The 15,292-nt window shown below is 50.7% G+C and carries 11 protein-coding genes; 3 read left to right on the top strand and 8 right to left on the bottom strand.

Going from position 1 to position 15,292, the window contains the following annotated elements; genetic code table 11:
• The first annotated feature begins 11 nt into the window (after positions 1-11).
• From FIT99_RS06140 to FIT99_RS06130, 3 genes are read left to right on the top strand one after another with little or no spacing between them, the layout of a single operon-like run.
• Entirely contained in the window at positions 12-746 is a 735-nt protein-coding gene (locus FIT99_RS06140; RefSeq protein WP_140003477.1) for an RNA polymerase sigma factor FliA, read from the top strand.
• A complete protein-coding gene (locus FIT99_RS06135; protein ID WP_140003476.1) occupies positions 746-1,498 on the top strand; it encodes a flagellar motor protein in 753 nt (250 codons plus the stop codon). Before FIT99_RS06140 ends, FIT99_RS06135 begins: the two co-directional genes overlap by 1 nt.
• Entirely contained in the window at positions 1,498-2,379 is an 882-nt protein-coding gene (locus FIT99_RS06130) for a flagellar motor protein MotB (RefSeq protein ID WP_140003475.1), read from the top strand. Before FIT99_RS06135 ends, FIT99_RS06130 begins: the two co-directional genes overlap by 1 nt.
• Here FIT99_RS06130 and FIT99_RS06125 read toward each other — a convergent pair.
• The 8 genes from FIT99_RS06125 to smc all read right to left on the bottom strand — a co-directional run bounded on the left by FIT99_RS06125 (position 2,348) and on the right by smc (position 15,249).
• The gene (locus FIT99_RS06125) at positions 2,348-4,621 is read right to left on the bottom strand and encodes a putative bifunctional diguanylate cyclase/phosphodiesterase (RefSeq protein WP_140003474.1); all 2,274 of its coding nucleotides are present in this window, start codon (positions 4,619-4,621) and stop codon (positions 2,348-2,350) included. The two genes, FIT99_RS06130 and FIT99_RS06125, sit on opposite strands and share 32 nt — an antisense overlap.
• Before the next feature lie 206 nt (positions 4,622-4,827).
• Complete coding sequence (locus tag FIT99_RS06120; RefSeq protein WP_140003473.1) at positions 4,828-5,340, bottom strand: HvfX family Cu-binding RiPP maturation protein; 513 nt, start codon at positions 5,338-5,340, stop codon at positions 4,828-4,830.
• A 71-nt stretch (positions 5,341-5,411) separates the two neighbouring features.
• Positions 5,412-6,035, bottom strand: a complete 624-nt coding sequence (locus FIT99_RS06115; protein WP_140003472.1) for a protein-methionine-sulfoxide reductase heme-binding subunit MsrQ — start codon at positions 6,033-6,035, stop codon at positions 5,412-5,414.
• Between the two features lies 1 nt (position 6,036).
• Entirely contained in the window at positions 6,037-6,984 is a 948-nt protein-coding gene (gene msrP / locus FIT99_RS06110; protein WP_140003471.1) for a protein-methionine-sulfoxide reductase catalytic subunit MsrP, read from the bottom strand.
• A 247-nt stretch (positions 6,985-7,231) separates the two neighbouring features.
• Positions 7,232-8,110, bottom strand: a complete 879-nt coding sequence (locus FIT99_RS06105; protein WP_140003470.1) for a tetratricopeptide repeat protein — start codon at positions 8,108-8,110, stop codon at positions 7,232-7,234.
• 2 nt (positions 8,111-8,112) lie between these two features.
• Positions 8,113-10,203, bottom strand: coding sequence for an NAD-dependent DNA ligase LigA (gene ligA / locus FIT99_RS06100; protein WP_140003469.1), 2,091 nt, complete (start codon positions 10,201-10,203; stop codon positions 8,113-8,115).
• Positions 10,203-11,687 (bottom strand): cell division protein ZipA C-terminal FtsZ-binding domain-containing protein, encoded by a 1,485-nt coding sequence (locus tag FIT99_RS06095; protein ID WP_140003468.1) that lies wholly within the window; start codon positions 11,685-11,687, stop codon positions 10,203-10,205. Before FIT99_RS06095 ends, ligA begins: the two co-directional genes overlap by 1 nt.
• 52 nt (positions 11,688-11,739) lie before the next feature.
• Positions 11,740-15,249, bottom strand: coding sequence for a chromosome segregation protein SMC (gene smc, locus FIT99_RS06090; RefSeq protein WP_140003467.1), 3,510 nt, complete (start codon positions 15,247-15,249; stop codon positions 11,740-11,742).
• Between the last annotated feature and the right edge of the window lie 43 nt (positions 15,250-15,292).

Genomic DNA, 15,292 nt, shown 5'->3' with positions numbered 1-15,292 from the left:
AGAGGAAAAACATGTATACCGCTAAAGGCAAAACTCAAAATACAGATCAGATGCTTAAACAGCATAGCGGCCTGGTCAAAAAAATGGCTTATCACTTAAAAGCAAAGTTGCCCTCCTGTGTTGAGTTGGACGATTTGATACAAGCTGGGATGATCGGTTTGATGGATGCGATCCAGCGGTATGAAGATACGCATGGGGCGCAGTTTGAAACCTATGCCTCACAGCGAGTGCGCGGCGCGATGCTCGATGAACTGCGTGGTGCGGATTGGTTACCACGTGGCATCCGCAAAAACATGCGCGATATTGAGGTTGCCGTACAACAACTCGAACAAAAACTCAGCCGCCCGCCTACCGAGTCTGAAATCGCCAAACACATGAACTTCAGCCTTGAGGACTACTACGATGTGTTGAGCGATTGCCAGGGCCATCAGTTGATTTACTACGAAGACTTTCAAGATGACGATGGCGGTGAGCACTTTCTGGATCGTTACGTGGATGATGACAACAATGATCCGGTCAAATCCTTGCTGGAAAGCGATTTCCGCGAAGCCCTGATTGATTCTATTGATCATTTGCCGGAACGCGAAAAATTGTTGATGGGCTTGTATTACGAGCAAGAGTTAAATCTCAAGGAAATCGGCGCCATCATGAGCGTGTCAGAATCACGTGTTTGCCAATTGCATAGCCAAGCGGTCGCGCGTTTACGGGCGTCTATGCGGGATAAATCCTGGACCGGAGTGGCTTAATGGATTGGGGAAGTATCGCCGGGCTTGTGATTGCCCTCGCCGGTTTGGTGTTTGGGCAAGTCATTGATGGCGGTCACCTTAATTCTTTGATGCAACCCGCCGCGTTTGCGGTGGTCATCCTCGGCACGACTGGCGCTGTTCTGTTGCAAACCGAATTCAAATTATTCATGCGCGGCCTGCGCATGTTGCGTCTGGTGTTCGTGCATCCACATGACGACCGAAAAAAACTCGCGATTAAAATTAATCAATGGAGCCAACAAGCGCGCAAAGAAAGCGTGTTGTCTTTAGAAAGCTATATCAAGCGAGAGCAAGACCCGTTTGTGCGCAAAGGCCTACAGCTGCTGGTAGACGGCACACCTGCAGACCGCATTCGCGAAGTGTGTGCGATTGATATGTATTACTACGAACTACAAGAGCGCGAGGCTGCTAAAATATGGTCAGCAGCCGGCGGCTATGCCCCTACCGTGGGTATTTTAGGCGCAGTATTGGGCTTGATTCATGTGATGGAAAACCTGTCTGACCCCGCAAAAATTGGTAGCGGAATTGCGGTTGCATTTGTAGCCACTATTTATGGCGTGGCGTTAGCCAACTTGGTGTTTTTGCCCATCTCAAACAAATTAAAAGGCCATGTGCAACACGAAATGTCCAGACGCGAAATGTTACTTAACGCCTGGGTATCCATTGCGCGCGGTGACAATCCTAAACTGGTCAGTGAGCGGCTTGAGGCCTATCTGCATCTGCGGGAATCTTAATGTATCGCCGCCGTATCCTGGATGAAGACGATGAGAGCCATGACCGCTGGCTCATTTCTTACGCCGACTTTATTACCTTATTGTTTGCCTTTTTTGTGGTGATGTACGCCACCTCGACCATTAATCTCAATAAATACCGCGCGCTTTCTAGCGCTGTGGTGACCGCTTTTCAAGGCAAACCCGGCCAGACAGAGGCCCCAGAGGCACAAACACAAGCCACCTTGCAAAACCAGAGTTCAGTGCTCAAACCGTTACCCTTGAGCTATTTGTATCAAGAAAAAAAACTGCGCGATCAAGAAAAAGTGCGTGCGATCGGCCAGCGTATTGCACAGGCGCTTACGCCATGGATTGAGCAAAAAAACATCACGGTGTACCAGTCTGAGCTGGGCATTGAGGTCGATATCGAAAACAGTCTGTTGTTTAATCAAGACCAGAGTAGCTATACCCCACAAGCGTCGCCCGTCATCAATGCATTAAGTGATCTACTCAAAAATGAATACCGGAGCATCCAAATCGAGGGACACAGTGATAAACAATTATTTAATGAGCAAGCGGATGCTGAGCGCAAACGCTGGGCGCTCACCGCCGCGCAAGCAGCTCAAATAACCGCCTCACTGATCAGCAATGGGCTCGCCAGCAAACAGCTGATTGCGATTGGCATGGCTGACACCAAGCCGGTTTCAAGCAGTGATAACAGCTTAGCGCAACGGCTTAACTCGCGTGTGACTGTTCGGATATTGACCGCAGAGAGCAGTATGCAACAAGCCAGTCGTGTGGCTAATCGGCAGGAACTAGCGATCGAAGCAGTGGAAACACCGGCACCCTTACCAGCCGCGCCCGTCAAATCCGCTACACCAATACCTGCTGCAAGCAATCGTTAAATTGCTCGATAGGCATCGGTTGACCAAACAAAAACCCTTGATAACGGCGACAGCCATTATTCAATAACAGCTCCATCTGCGCCTGCGTTTCAACCCCCTCGGCAATCACACTCAAATACATACTCTGTGCCATGGCAATAATGGTTCGCACAATGGTACGGTCATGACTATCCGTGACGAGGTCATGCACAAATGATCGATCAATCTTGAGTTGATACAGCGGTAGTTTTTTCAAATACTGCAGTGAGGAGTAGCCCGTGCCAAAGTCATCTAGCGAGAACTGGATACCCAGCTGACTGAGCTCAGCCATGATACGTACTGCATCATCGACATTTTCTAGCAATACGCTTTCGGTCAGCTCCAAGCGGAGGGCATTGGGGTTGATCTGATGGCGTTGAATACACGATTTAATCATAGACACAAAATTAGTCTGACTAAATTGCCGCGCGCTAATATTGACCGATAAGCTCAGCTCACGGGTTTTTAACGCGCCCTGCCATACCGCAATTTGCGCACAAGCCTGATCGAGCACCCACATGCCAATGTCGATGATCAGCCCACTGCTTTCAGCCACCGCAATAAATTGCAAGGGTGAAATCAGGCCGCGCTGCGGATGATGCCATCTCAATAGCACCTCTGCACCAAATGGGCGCCCCGTGTGATCGACCTGCACTTGATAATGTAAACGAAACTGTTGCAGTGCAATGGCCTCGCGCAGTTCGGTCTCAAGCATCACTTGTGTCGCAATTTCAGTTTGCATGCCTGGCTCATACACGCAAGCCTGATTCCGCCCTGATTGCTTGGCTTTATGCATGGCGATGTCCGCCGCTTTCACATAGTCGGCATCGGCCAACGCAGCCTCATGCAAACTGCATAAGCCCATGCTGGCAGTGATGGTTAATTTCTGACCGCTGATTTTAAACGGTCGATCAAATATTTTTTGCAGCTTGCGCTGCATGGTCCACAGCTGCAACAGCGCTTTATCCGGTTGTGACGATAAGTCTGTCATCACCACAGTAAACTCATCACCGCCCATGCAAGCAATAAAATGTGCGCCAGCCACTTTTTGCAGACGCTCAGCGACCTGCTTTAATAGGGCATTGCCTATGTCGTGCCCATGCGCTTCATTGATCCATTTAAAATGATCCAAATCGAGATAGATCACGCCCCAAGCATCGCTAGTTTTTGGCTGTGCATTGAAGGCATGCAGCACCTCATACACACGCTTGCGATTCGGTAAGCCAGTGACTGGCTCGAGATAAGCCAAGCTTTGGATAGATTCTTGGGATAAATGGCGATCGACGACAATGCTCATTAACTTGGTCGCTTGCGCAATCATCGACTGTTCAAGCGCACTGGGTGTTTGCGCATGGCGATAATAGATGGCAAACGCACCCAGTGCGTCACCATCGGCATTTAAAATTGGCTCTGACCAACCGGCCTCAACCCCAGCCGCCAAAGCCGCCTCGCGGTGATTTACCCAATACGGATGCGTCATGACATTTTCAACAATCACCCGTTGTTTCATGACAATGGAAGTCGCAAGTGATCCGTTACCTGCCTCGAGTTGCAAGTGACGCAATGTTTGCAGTAATGCGGGGGGGAGTGAGGGTGCGATCACAGTCTGCACCAACTTACCCAAGTTTTGCGTGAGCACCATCGCACAGTAGACATCGCGATGCATCGCCTCAATATCACGCACAATTTTTTCTAAAATCCTGAGCGGATCCTGTTCTTTCAACACCAGTTCAAGAATCGAAAACTTGAAACGCTCATAGGCGATGGCACCTAACTTTTCTTGTTGAAACGCCAAGACCGCTTGGTGCTCATTGGTCGTCTCACGCACCAGTAGCAAGCAACGAGGTTCGTTTGTTGGGGTGTTGAAATAATGGACGTTGCACTCTAGCCAGCGTTGTTGGCTGTCATGGTAAGCGATCTGTATCGTGCGTTGATGAATGTCAGGCGCAGGCTGCGCCAATATTGCTTTGAATGAGTCGTGGACAACCAGTGGCAACACTGTCCAATAATCATTCGCTGGCACGACTGTATGGCTAGCTAATATCGACAGGCAATGGCCATGGCGATCAGTTTCGACCGCCATATAAAAACTAGAATGATCGACCAAAGAACGCCAATGATCGAATGAAGTGTTTAAGCCCGATGAAACACTCACATCCAATGACATTCTCGAAACAACATCTGCCAACGCTACTGCACTTGGCACGAGATTTACTATAGACATCGCATACTTTCACAACCGCAGTGCAAAATCTAACTGCCGACCCTTGGGCACCCTCTGCCCGTCGGTTGTTAAGATGTCACACCCCCGAAGAATTTTAATTGGGCGTCAATCGAGCCTGACGATTCCCTTATGTGCCTACGATGATGTGTCAAAAAGCAAATTGATGTCAAGACAAATTGATGGTTATGTGCGGAGATTTTGAATCCTCACCGCCGAGCGTCACACATATGTGACAATAATCGGTCAACGCTGCATTTGCCCGCCCCTTGCGTGACTAGAGGTAGCAGCATCAACAAATACAAGAGCGGCAATTTATAATTGCCAAAGCCATCCCCCTCCGTATCCTCGAATCGATAACCGATCAGAATATCGCCGACAGTCCGCCAATGCTCTGGCCAATGTACGCTTGCGATGGCTACCAGCGTGATGACGATCAAACTGAGACTAAAAAAGCGCGTAAACACACCCAATATCAAAGCCGCCGCGCCGACAAGCTCAAACGTCATTGCGATGTTCCAGTTGAGGGATGCTGGCAATAAATTAAATGGAAACGGAAACTGTACTTCGGCAAACCAGTTTTGACCATGCAGTTTGGCCCATCCGGCTTCGCCAAATTCCCACGCTAACACCAGCCTTAGCAAGAGGCTGGGCAGCCAGGTGTTGAGATCATTAAGGGAGGTGACGAGCGACTGATAAAAACGAGCAAAGTGCTGAAACATGAGAGACGACCTTTTCTGGATGATGGTTGTCTCCCTTAGTCTAACGAGCGCAGCATTCCTTACACACGGGGTTATTTGCTTGTTTTTTTGGTTAGCGGTAACCAGCGCAACGCGATGAGCATGGCGAACACCACACTATAAATGACAGGCTCCGTGACATCTTTTTTTACCAGCCACCAAAAATGCAACAGCGCCAATATGCCAATAACATAAACGATCTTGTGCAACCGTTTCCAACGTTGCTTGAGCGCCCGAATGGCACGCTGGTTGGAGGTCGCAGCCAATGGCAGCGTTAATAGCAAAGCCGCCGCACCTACGAGCACATAGGGGTGCTTGACGATGTCTTTGACGATGTCTAACCAGTCAAATTGATAGTCCAGCCAAACATAGCTGGTGACATGCAGCACGGCATAGGCAAACATCCACAAACCAAGCAAGCGGCGCACGGCGATCAACCAGGCCTGCTGAGTCAATAGTTTGAGGGGCGTGACACCTAAAGAGAGCAATAAAAAGATCAACGCCCAACTACCGGTCGAACGCTCAATAAATTCAACTGGGTTTGCGCCCAGCCCATCGTTGAATCCCAAATAGACCAAACGACAAATTGGGATCAACGCGCCCACCCAAATCACACACTTCAGCGCATAGATCGATTGTTTGGCGGACCACGCAGAGGCCCATTGCAAGACCGTCATATTAGAAATTTTTCTGCAAATCCATCCCGGCATATAACTGCCCGACTTCATCGTAACCATTAAACATTTTCGTTTTGATACGGCCAGCAAACACCCCAGCGCCAATCCGTTTCTCCGAGGACTGCGTCCAGCGCGGATGGTCTACCGCAGGATTCACATTCGCATAAAAACCATATTCACGGGCGCTGGCTTTCATCCATGAGGTGCGTGGCATCTGTTCGACAAAACGAATGGTGCTGATGGCTTTGGCGCCTTTAAATCCGTATTTCCATGGCACTACCAAGCGCACGGGTGCCCCATTCTGATTCGGCAGTACTTTGCCATATAAGCCCACCGCCAAGAGGGTCAGGGGTTGCATGGCTTCATCCATGCGTAAACCCTCAAGATACGGCCAATCAAGCACCGGTATTCGGGCACCCGGCATATGACGTGGATCGTTGTAGGACACAAATTCGATGTATTTAGCATTGCCAGTGGGCTGCGCCCAGTCCACCAGTGCCTTCAACGGCAAGCCCACCCATGGAATCACCATGGACCAACCCTCGACACAACGCATGCGGTAAATACGCTCTTCTAGCGGCGCGAGTTTCATTAACTGCTCAATACTGATGGTTTTGTTCTGTTTGACAGCACCCTCGATTTTAATCGTCCAAGGGGTCGGCTTAAATAGTACGGCCTCGCGCGCGGGGTCCTCTTTACCCGTCCCAAATTCATAGTAATTGTTATAGCTGGTCACATCTTCATAACTGGTCAGCTTTTCGTCTTTGCCGTAAGCCGTTTTTTGAAAGTCTAGCGTTTGTGCGGCATGTGCTTGCGCGGGCAACAACAAGCTGGCCGCGGCAACGCCGGCCGCTTTTAACACCGTACGACGCTGTTCAAATAAATCTTGTGATGTAATTTCTGAGGGTAAAATCCCGCTGGGATTGCGTCTATTATTGTCGAGTAACATAAGATTTCCTGTGTGCATGATAGCGTGTCATCGTTAGTCGCGTATGACAGGCAAACCTTACAGCGGATTCCGCACAAAAAGTAAATCTTTTGAAAATGGGTGAAATAGCGGCATTGTGGCAACGGATTCTTCTCAAGTTGGCCGCCTCAAGCCCGGTTCAGCCTGAAATTTCGTATGCGTTGCTACGCTATTGGTATTTGATCAAACTGTGTGGGCTGGCAGACCTGCTGCAAAGCAGGTCATGCGTTTATTTTGCTTTGGCTAAGAGCCCATTTAACTCGGCATCATTCAGTTTGGCGGCAATAGTTTCGGCTTGTTGAAGCAATTGTGCAGCTGCCGTCATGTCGCCTTGTGCACGTTTAGATTCCGCCCAATAAATCGCTGTTTTTGCCTCGTAAAAATCGCCGCCATTGTCGTGGGCATATTCCATCAAGCGTTGATAGGTTTTGTCAGCGCCCACATAGTCTTTCTTGGCAAAAAACAACTGACCCAACCGAAGGCTAGCCTCTGCATACTGGTCTGGCGTACCCGACTTGCGAAGCATCATCACGCCTTTTAACTGATACTCAATGGCTTTATCCACTTGTTGCAACTGTTGGTAAACCGTGGCCTCGTGCACGTAACTGTCCGCGCGCTCATCATCATTCATCGCCAGCTTTTCACCTGTTTCAAAGGCTTTCAATGCCTCTGCAGGCTCGCCCATATCAAAGTAAGCTTCACCAATCAAATTGTGCGCCACGCGCGCATAACGACGCATGTTCTGCTGCTCACTCAAATGGACGGCTTGCTGGTAACTTTCTAGGGCTGCGCGATGCAATTTTCCTTCAAGCTGCGCGTTGCCCAACAATAGATGCGCAGAGATTAGCTCAAGGCCTTGCGGCTTCAGGTCAATCGCTTTCTGAAAGCTTGCTTGCGCCGCTGGATGTTGTGCGAGGGCAGACTGCGCACGCCCTTTACAAAGCCAGAACGCAGCCTCGCCGGCATGCTGTTCAGCGATTTGAATCGCCTGTGCATATTGACGCTGCTGTATTGCAACATCACAAGATTCTAAGGCGGAATCCTTTGCAAAAGACTCATTTAAAATCAGTAAATTAACTAATAAAGTTAAAGTTATCTTTGAATACATTTTTAAAATAATCCTTGCTGTTCGGTAGAAGGTTTCGGTGTGGTGACGGCGGTATTTTGTGTTGTGATGTGAGCGTTTTCAGCAGATTGCAGCATCGCAATCAAAGCAGCCTCATCCAGAATAGCTACGTTTAATTGCTGTGCTTTTTCTAGCTTGCTACCCGCCTCGGCCCCCGCCACCACAAAGCTGGTTTTGGCCGAGACACTTCCACTGACTTTACCACCGACCGCTTCGATCATGGCCTGCGCTTGGTCGCGTTTCAGGGTGGGCAATGTCCCGGTCAGCACAAAAGTTTTTCCAGCAAACTCGGCAGAAACAGGGGTTTTAGCCATCTCTGCCCAATGTACGCCAAGCGTCTGCATGGCAGCGATGACTTCACGGTTATGCGGCTCCTGAAAAAACTGATACGCCGCCTCAGCCACGATCGGCCCCACATCATTGACTTGCATCAAGGCCTCAACTTCTGCCGCCATCAGGGCATCGAGCGTGCCAAAATGCTGAGCGAGGTCTTTGGCAGTGGCTTCCCCGACATTACGGATTCCAAGTGCATAAATGAAGCGTGGCAGGCTTGCCTGCTTACTTTTTTCAATCGCAGCGAGCACATTTTGCGCGGACCTTTCCGCCATCCGCTCTAAACCACACAAGGTGGACAGGGTTAAACGGTAGACGTCATCCAAATGGTGCACTAAGTTTCGTTCGACGAGTTGATCGACGAGCTTCTCCCCGAGCCCTTCAATATCCATGGCACGCCGCGAAGCGAAATGGGTAATGGCTTGTTTGCGCTGTGCAGGGCAAATTAAGCCGCCGGTGCAGCGTGCAATGGCCTCGTCTAATGGACGAACAATGTGCGAGCCACACTCTGGGCATTGTGTCGGCATGGTAAACACACGCGCATCTGCTGGACGATGCGCAGGCAAGACCGAGACCACTTCTGGAATCACGTCCCCTGCCCGCCTCACAATCACCGTGTCGCCAATGTAAATATCTTTGCGGCGCAGCTCATCCTCATTGTGCAACGTGGCATTGGTGACGGTCACCCCGCCTACAAATACGGGCTTGAGTCGAGCCACCGGTGTGATGGCGCCGGTTCTGCCCACCTGAACCGTAATGTCTTCGACCACCGTGACCGCTTCTTCTGCGGGAAACTTATGCGCTATCGCCCAGCGCGGGGCACGCGAGACAAACCCAAGCATATCTTGCAAGGCGAAGCTATTCACTTTGTAAACCACGCCATCAATATCAAAGGGTAACTGACTGCGCTGCGCGCCAATGTCGCGATAATATTCCGCCAAGCCTTGCGCACCCGTTTTAACCGCGCGCAGCTGTGAAACAGGAAAGCGTAACCCAGCCAGATATTGCATCGCCTCGGCATGCGATCGTAAATCGGGTACGCCCTCACTGGCGCCTAAGCCATAGGCAAAAAAATGTAACGGTCGTTTTGCAGTGATCTTGGAATCAAGTTGGCGCAAGCTGCCAGCCGCCGCATTACGCGGGTTGGCGAACAGTTTGGCGCCGGCGGCCGCTTGTTGCTGGTTAAGTTTCTCGAAGTCTTTTTTTAACATTAAGACTTCACCGCGCACTTCAAGCAAGGCGGGAGGATGTGCGGTATTCAAACGACTGGGAATGGCGCGGATGGTTTTCAAGTTATGCGTGACATTTTCACCGGTGTACCCGTCACCCCGCGTTGCACCCTGCACGAAGCGTCCATCTTCATAGGTGAGCGTAATGGCCAAGCCGTCAAACTTGGGTTCTACGGCATATTCAACTTGTAACTGATCGGTGCCTTCGCGGACTCGACGATCAAACGCCTCTAGCTCTTCGTCACTAAAGGCATTATTGAGTGACAACATGGCTTGCCGGTGCTGCACACTATCAAAAGCCGACGCAGCTGATCCACCCACGCGTTGGCTGGGGGAGTCGGCAGTCAAAAGTTCGGGAAATTGCTGTTCTATCTCAAGCAGCTGCCTAAAAACACCATCGTAGGTATTGTCACTGACCTGTGGCGCGTCAAGCACGTAATAGTGATAATCATAGTCGGCGATGCGCTGCTTGAGCGCTTGTAAAAGCAGCGCCGCTTCTTGTAACGCGCTCATCAGGAGAACAGGCGTTTGGCGTGACTGCTCCCGGGGACGATGCCCTGCGCAGCCATGGCGTTTGAGATGTTTTTCAGTTGCTGACGAATCTTATCCAGCTGCACTTCGCCAATCGGCTTGCGGTTGACATCAATGACGCTGGCATTGAGACTACTCGCCATGCTACTGGCAATGTCGACCATATGGTCAAACACTTGCAAACTGTGCGGCGTGGTTGGAATATCCAACTGAAAAGTCACCCCGGTCATCACTGCCGTTTTCAACATGTCGGCTGAAAATGGTTTACCTTCGTAGTTACGCACCGAAAATTCGAGCTGACCGTCATTGTTAAATAACTCAAAACGCCCATCTGCACTCAGGTGCATGCCGCAAGCTTCTGCCAGGCCACGTAGCTTAGTGGCATGGAACATGCCCTGGTTCGCCAGCACATGAAACTCGACTGCTTTGTCTACTTCAATACAGAAGCCATCAATGGATTGCGCTTGTTGTGAAGGCTCATAGCCCCCTTGCCAATCGACCGTCAAACCGAGCGCGCGCGCTAATGTCTCCATAGACTTTTTAAAACGGATCAGGGTTTCCTCATCCACCGGGCCACCTCGATCAGCCAGTTGCAAGCTGCAAGCCACCTGACTGGCAGGTGTTTGATCGCGCATGGCTTTGGCGTCTAAACTTAAGACATCTTGCCAATCGCCCGTGGTCGCGCTTTGCGCCCACAACGTGGCATATTGCGGAAAGGTTCTCACTTCCGCCTGCATGTCTTCGAGTTCTGCCAACATAACGCCTAGAGGCGCATCAATCAGACCAACCCAATCCATTGAGGGATGCACGGCAGCTGGGAGAATAGAAGTTTGCGACGCCGATAATGGGGCGTCTGTCACCCCAGCATCAGCCGCGATTTGCGGTGCATAGGCATCTGCCGCATCGTCTGCAGGCACGGCATCGAAAGCGGTTGGCTTCACCGCATCAAAGGTTTGGGCGACCGGCGCGGTTGGAAAAGCCGTCGGTGAGATCGCCGGCTCGGCTTTTGTCATGGGGGCTTTTGCAGGGGCAGCAGGGACTGCTGCTGTTTTGATCGGTGCGGTTTTAGGCACTGACGCGGATGCTTGTAAATTTAAACCGTTTTTGTCAGAGGATGCAGTGGTTGCGGCGCTGACATTGCGATGCGCTTGATCGTCAGTTAAAAAGTCCGGCTCAACTTTGGGCGATTGACGCACGCGGGGCTCAGACATCCAGCCCTCGACATCCTCTGAAATAGAGGGTTGGATGGGCGCTGATTGATGAGCGCCTGCCGGTTGTGTTGCCTCCTGATTCAGGGCTTCGCGCGGCTTCGCAGTAGGTTCGTTATCCAGCAGATCCCCACGTGTATGGCTAAACCGATACTCAACATCTTTCCGATACTTTTTTTCCTGCCACCAGTTAAAAACAACCACTGCCAGAACGATGCTGACCCCGAGCAACACCAATATCATCCACAAATCAGACATGTGACCTTACAATCCTTAATAACGCTTGCGTAATCATACAACAAAACTGAGATTAAGCCGCATGCATGCGGATGGCCTCATCGATATCGACATCTACAATCCGCGATACGCCGGATTCTTGCATGGTCACCCCAATTAATTGTTGTGCCATTTCCATCGTGATTTTGTTGTGCGACACAAATAAAAATTGGGTTTTTTCGGACATCTCGCGCACTAACTTACAAAAACGCTCGGTATTACTGTCATCCAGCGGAGCATCCACCTCATCCATCAGGCAAAAGGGTGCCGGATTTAATTTAAAAAGCGCAAACACCAAGGCCATCGCCGTCAGCGCTTTTTCACCGCCAGAGAGTAACTGAATCGTGGTATTTTTTTTGCCGGGCGGTTGCGCAAATACTTGTATACCGGTATCCAAAATTTCATCGCCCAGCAGCGCTAACTTGGCGTTACCGCCATTGAACAGTGTCTCAAATAATCGACTAAATTGCTGATTGGCTTCTTCAAAAGTGGCACGTAATTTTCCGCGCGTTTCACGGTCAATTTTTTGAATCGCTTCATCGAGCGTTTCTGTCGCAGTGATCAAATCACGCAGTTGGCTATCCAGATAACCTTTGCGTTCTTTTTCAGTGGCCAACTCCTCAATTGCTGCCATGTTTACCGGCCCCAATTGTTGAATCTGCTGCTGCAACCGCTGCGTCGTCTGCGCCATGACGCTGGCCTGCGCATCTACCGCTAAACCTTCTTGAATCACAGCCTCATCCAGCGCGGTCTCGTTCAAAGCCTGTTGGCATTGCTCGACTTGTAAACGGCATTCCTGTTGCTTCAGGCGGCGCTGCTCCAAGGCATCTCTTAAAGGATGCAATTGCTGCTCAATCTGCATCCGCGCGCGCTCGTTGGCTTGCAAGCCAGTTTCTAGCTGCGCCAATTGATTTCTCGCTTGCGCCAGTGTTTGTTCACAATCATGCTGCTGAGTGAGCGCTTGTGCTAAGTGGGTTTTCAGCGTCTCCATATGACTGATCGCTAATGCTTGCACAGTCTCGCGCAGCCGATGCTCCAAGTGCTCCGTCTCTTGCATATGTTGCAACAAGCGCTGCTGTAAGTCATTCAGGACATTTTTGAGCAGCGTGTGCTCAAATGACTGCGACTGCTGTAATTTTTCAGCTTGCTGCACACGATCCCGCAGACGCGTAAAATGTTGCTCAGCCAACTGGTGTTGGGTTTGCGCCTCGCGCGCCCTCTGCTCGAGATCAGCAATCTGTGTTTGATGCGCCATCAGGCGTGATTGTGTTTGTGATATCTCTTGGGTCAACTTAGTTTGCTTGGCCTCAGTGTCAGCCATTTCAGCTTGCAGCGTGGCTTGTCTGCGCATGGCATTATCATGTGCCTGTTGCATGCGAGCGATCTGCATTTGACCTGCATGAATCTCCGTGGTGAATTGTTTGATCTGCTGATGCGCATGCTGTTGCTGTTGGCGAGTATCTTGTAACGCCTGCTCCAAGGTTTGCACAGACTGTTGTGCCGCAACCAGTGCATGCTGTGCCGGCGAGTGCTGCGCTTGCAGGCCCTCGAGTTGTTGCTGACGCTCTAATACCCCTTGCATCTGGTTTTGACGTCCGAAATACACTGCACTATAACGCTGATACACATCGCCCGATGGGGTGAGTAAACACGCGCCTACCGGCAATTGCGTTTGAAAAATCTCCAGTTGCCGCAGATCCTCAAGCACATACACCCCTGCCAACCAATGTTGCAAGGCACCGGCGAGCGCAGGCTGCTTAATGGTCAACAAACTGAATACGCTAGGTAAGCCTTGCCAATCTGAAGGCAGCTTCTCAACCATATCCCCAGATTGCACAACGGCTAACGCAGCCTGTGGATGCGGTAATTGCGACCAATCCAGCGTTGTTTCTGCGACGAAGGCATTTAGTTTATGGCCCAAAAAAACCTCTAAGGCGGATTGCCAGTAGGCATCAATTTGCACGACTTGCCACAATCGTTTCGCCGCCTGCATGCCGGTGTTTTCTAACCATGGCCCTAGTTGCTGGTCTTGTTGCAAACTTTGTTGCAATTTCAGCAATGATTGAATTTCTGCTTCTAATTGATTTAAGTTTCGTTGTGACTGCTGCAATGCCTGCCTCGCCTGCTGCAAGGCTAACTGGTTGACGCTTTCTTGGCTGCGCGCCGCGCTCAACAACTGTTCAGCTTGCGCCAGCGCGGCTTGTTGCTCGAGCAGCTGTTGTTGATGAGTTTGCATCGCCTGCATATCAGGCAAGGCCCATTGCTCTAACTCGCCTTGTAATTGTTGCGAACGCTGTAAAACTTCTTGCAATGACCGTTGCAGAAAATTGACGTTGTGCTGCTCTAGGTCGCTCTGTTGCCTACACTGCTGCACTGCTTGTTGCGCCTGATTAGCCGCCAGCTGCATGGACTCAAGTTGCGTGCGCGCGGCGGGCAGTGCTTGCTGTAAGGCGACAAGCGCCTGAGTTTGTTCGGCCACCTTTTGTTCAGCCTGCACACTTGCATTATTTTTTTCAGCAATTTGCATTTGTAACTGCTGCTGCTGTTGCGTGCCCCGCTCCCGCTGCGCCTGTAATTGTTGCTGCTGTTGCAGCAATCTGTCGCGTGCCTCTTCCGATTGCTTGACCTGCAAAGACAAATTGGACACAAGCGCATTCGCCTCATAAAAAGCAGCCTGCGCCGTATGTAATTGACTTGATGCCTCCTGTAGCTGCGCTCGACTCAGTTCCAGTTGCAACTCGCTGCTACGCAAAGCCGCCATTTGTGCCTCAAGCGCGTTGACTGCCTGATCCACTGTGTGCGAGGCGCCATCATAAGCCATCACCGCATCACGTTTACGCAGCCACCACCATTGCGCCTCCGCCAGCTTAAAAGCCTGTTGCAAGGCATGAAATTTGTGGGTGACGACCGCTTGCGCCTCTAGTTTGAGGATATGCTTGTTCAGTTCGCGACAAATGTCTTCTACGCGTTCTAGGTTTTCGCGGGTATCGCGCAGCCTAAGTTCCGTCTCACGCCTACGCTCTTTATATTTACTGATACCGGCCGCCTCCTCCAAAAAGACGCGCAACTCTTCTGGCTTGGCTTCGACGATACGAGAAATGGTGTTTTGACCAATGATGGCATACGCTCGGCCGCCTAAACCCGTTCCCAAAAACAAATCCGCCACATCTCGTCGACGCACAGCAGTATTGTTGATGTAATAGGTGGATCCTTTATCGCGCTCAATGACACGCTTGACCGAAATTTCGGCATATTGGCTCCACTCACCATGCGCGCCACCTAAGCTATTGTCAAAAATCAGCTCAACACTGGCTCGCGAGATTGGTTTGCGATTGCCGGAGCCATTGAAAATCACCGCATCCATTGCATCGGCGCGCATTTCTTTGGCCGACGATTCACCCAGCACCCAGCGTACAGATTCCATGACATTTGACTTGCCACAGCCATTGGGGCCAACCACACCGACACGTTGCCCGTGCAAATGAATCGTGGTTGGATCAACAAAAGATTTGAACCCCGCCAGTTTTAAATGTGTCAGACGCAAAGTAAGATTAACGCTTATTAGATTTTGATGGCTTGCTTAAGCG

It is taken from the genome of Methylophilus medardicus, from assembly GCF_006363955.1.
Taxonomy (GTDB): domain Bacteria; phylum Pseudomonadota; class Gammaproteobacteria; order Burkholderiales; family Methylophilaceae; genus Methylophilus; species Methylophilus medardensis.
This window is presented reverse-complemented; position numbering and strand designations above follow the sequence as displayed.

Bases quoted from the DNA above. Each gene is read 5' to 3' on its own strand.
- FIT99_RS06140 (WP_140003477.1), top strand. From the start codon at position 12: ATGTATACCGCTAAAGGCAAAACTCAAAATACAGATCAGATGCTTAAA.
- FIT99_RS06135 (WP_140003476.1), top strand. From the start codon at position 746: ATGGATTGGGGAAGTATCGCCGGGCTTGTGATTGCCCTCGCCGGTTTG.
- FIT99_RS06130 (WP_140003475.1), top strand. From the start codon at position 1,498: ATGTATCGCCGCCGTATCCTGGATGAAGACGATGAGAGCCATGACCGC.
- FIT99_RS06125 (WP_140003474.1), bottom strand. From the start codon at position 4,621: ATGTCTATAGTAAATCTCGTGCCAAGTGCAGTAGCGTTGGCAGATGTT.
- FIT99_RS06120 (WP_140003473.1), bottom strand. From the start codon at position 5,340: ATGTTTCAGCACTTTGCTCGTTTTTATCAGTCGCTCGTCACCTCCCTT.
- FIT99_RS06115 (WP_140003472.1), bottom strand. From the start codon at position 6,035: ATGACGGTCTTGCAATGGGCCTCTGCGTGGTCCGCCAAACAATCGATC.
- msrP (WP_140003471.1), bottom strand. From the start codon at position 6,984: ATGTTACTCGACAATAATAGACGCAATCCCAGCGGGATTTTACCCTCA.
- FIT99_RS06105 (WP_140003470.1), bottom strand. From the start codon at position 8,110: ATGTATTCAAAGATAACTTTAACTTTATTAGTTAATTTACTGATTTTA.
- ligA (WP_140003469.1), bottom strand. From the start codon at position 10,203: ATGAGCGCGTTACAAGAAGCGGCGCTGCTTTTACAAGCGCTCAAGCAG.
- FIT99_RS06095 (WP_140003468.1), bottom strand. From the start codon at position 11,687: ATGTCTGATTTGTGGATGATATTGGTGTTGCTCGGGGTCAGCATCGTT.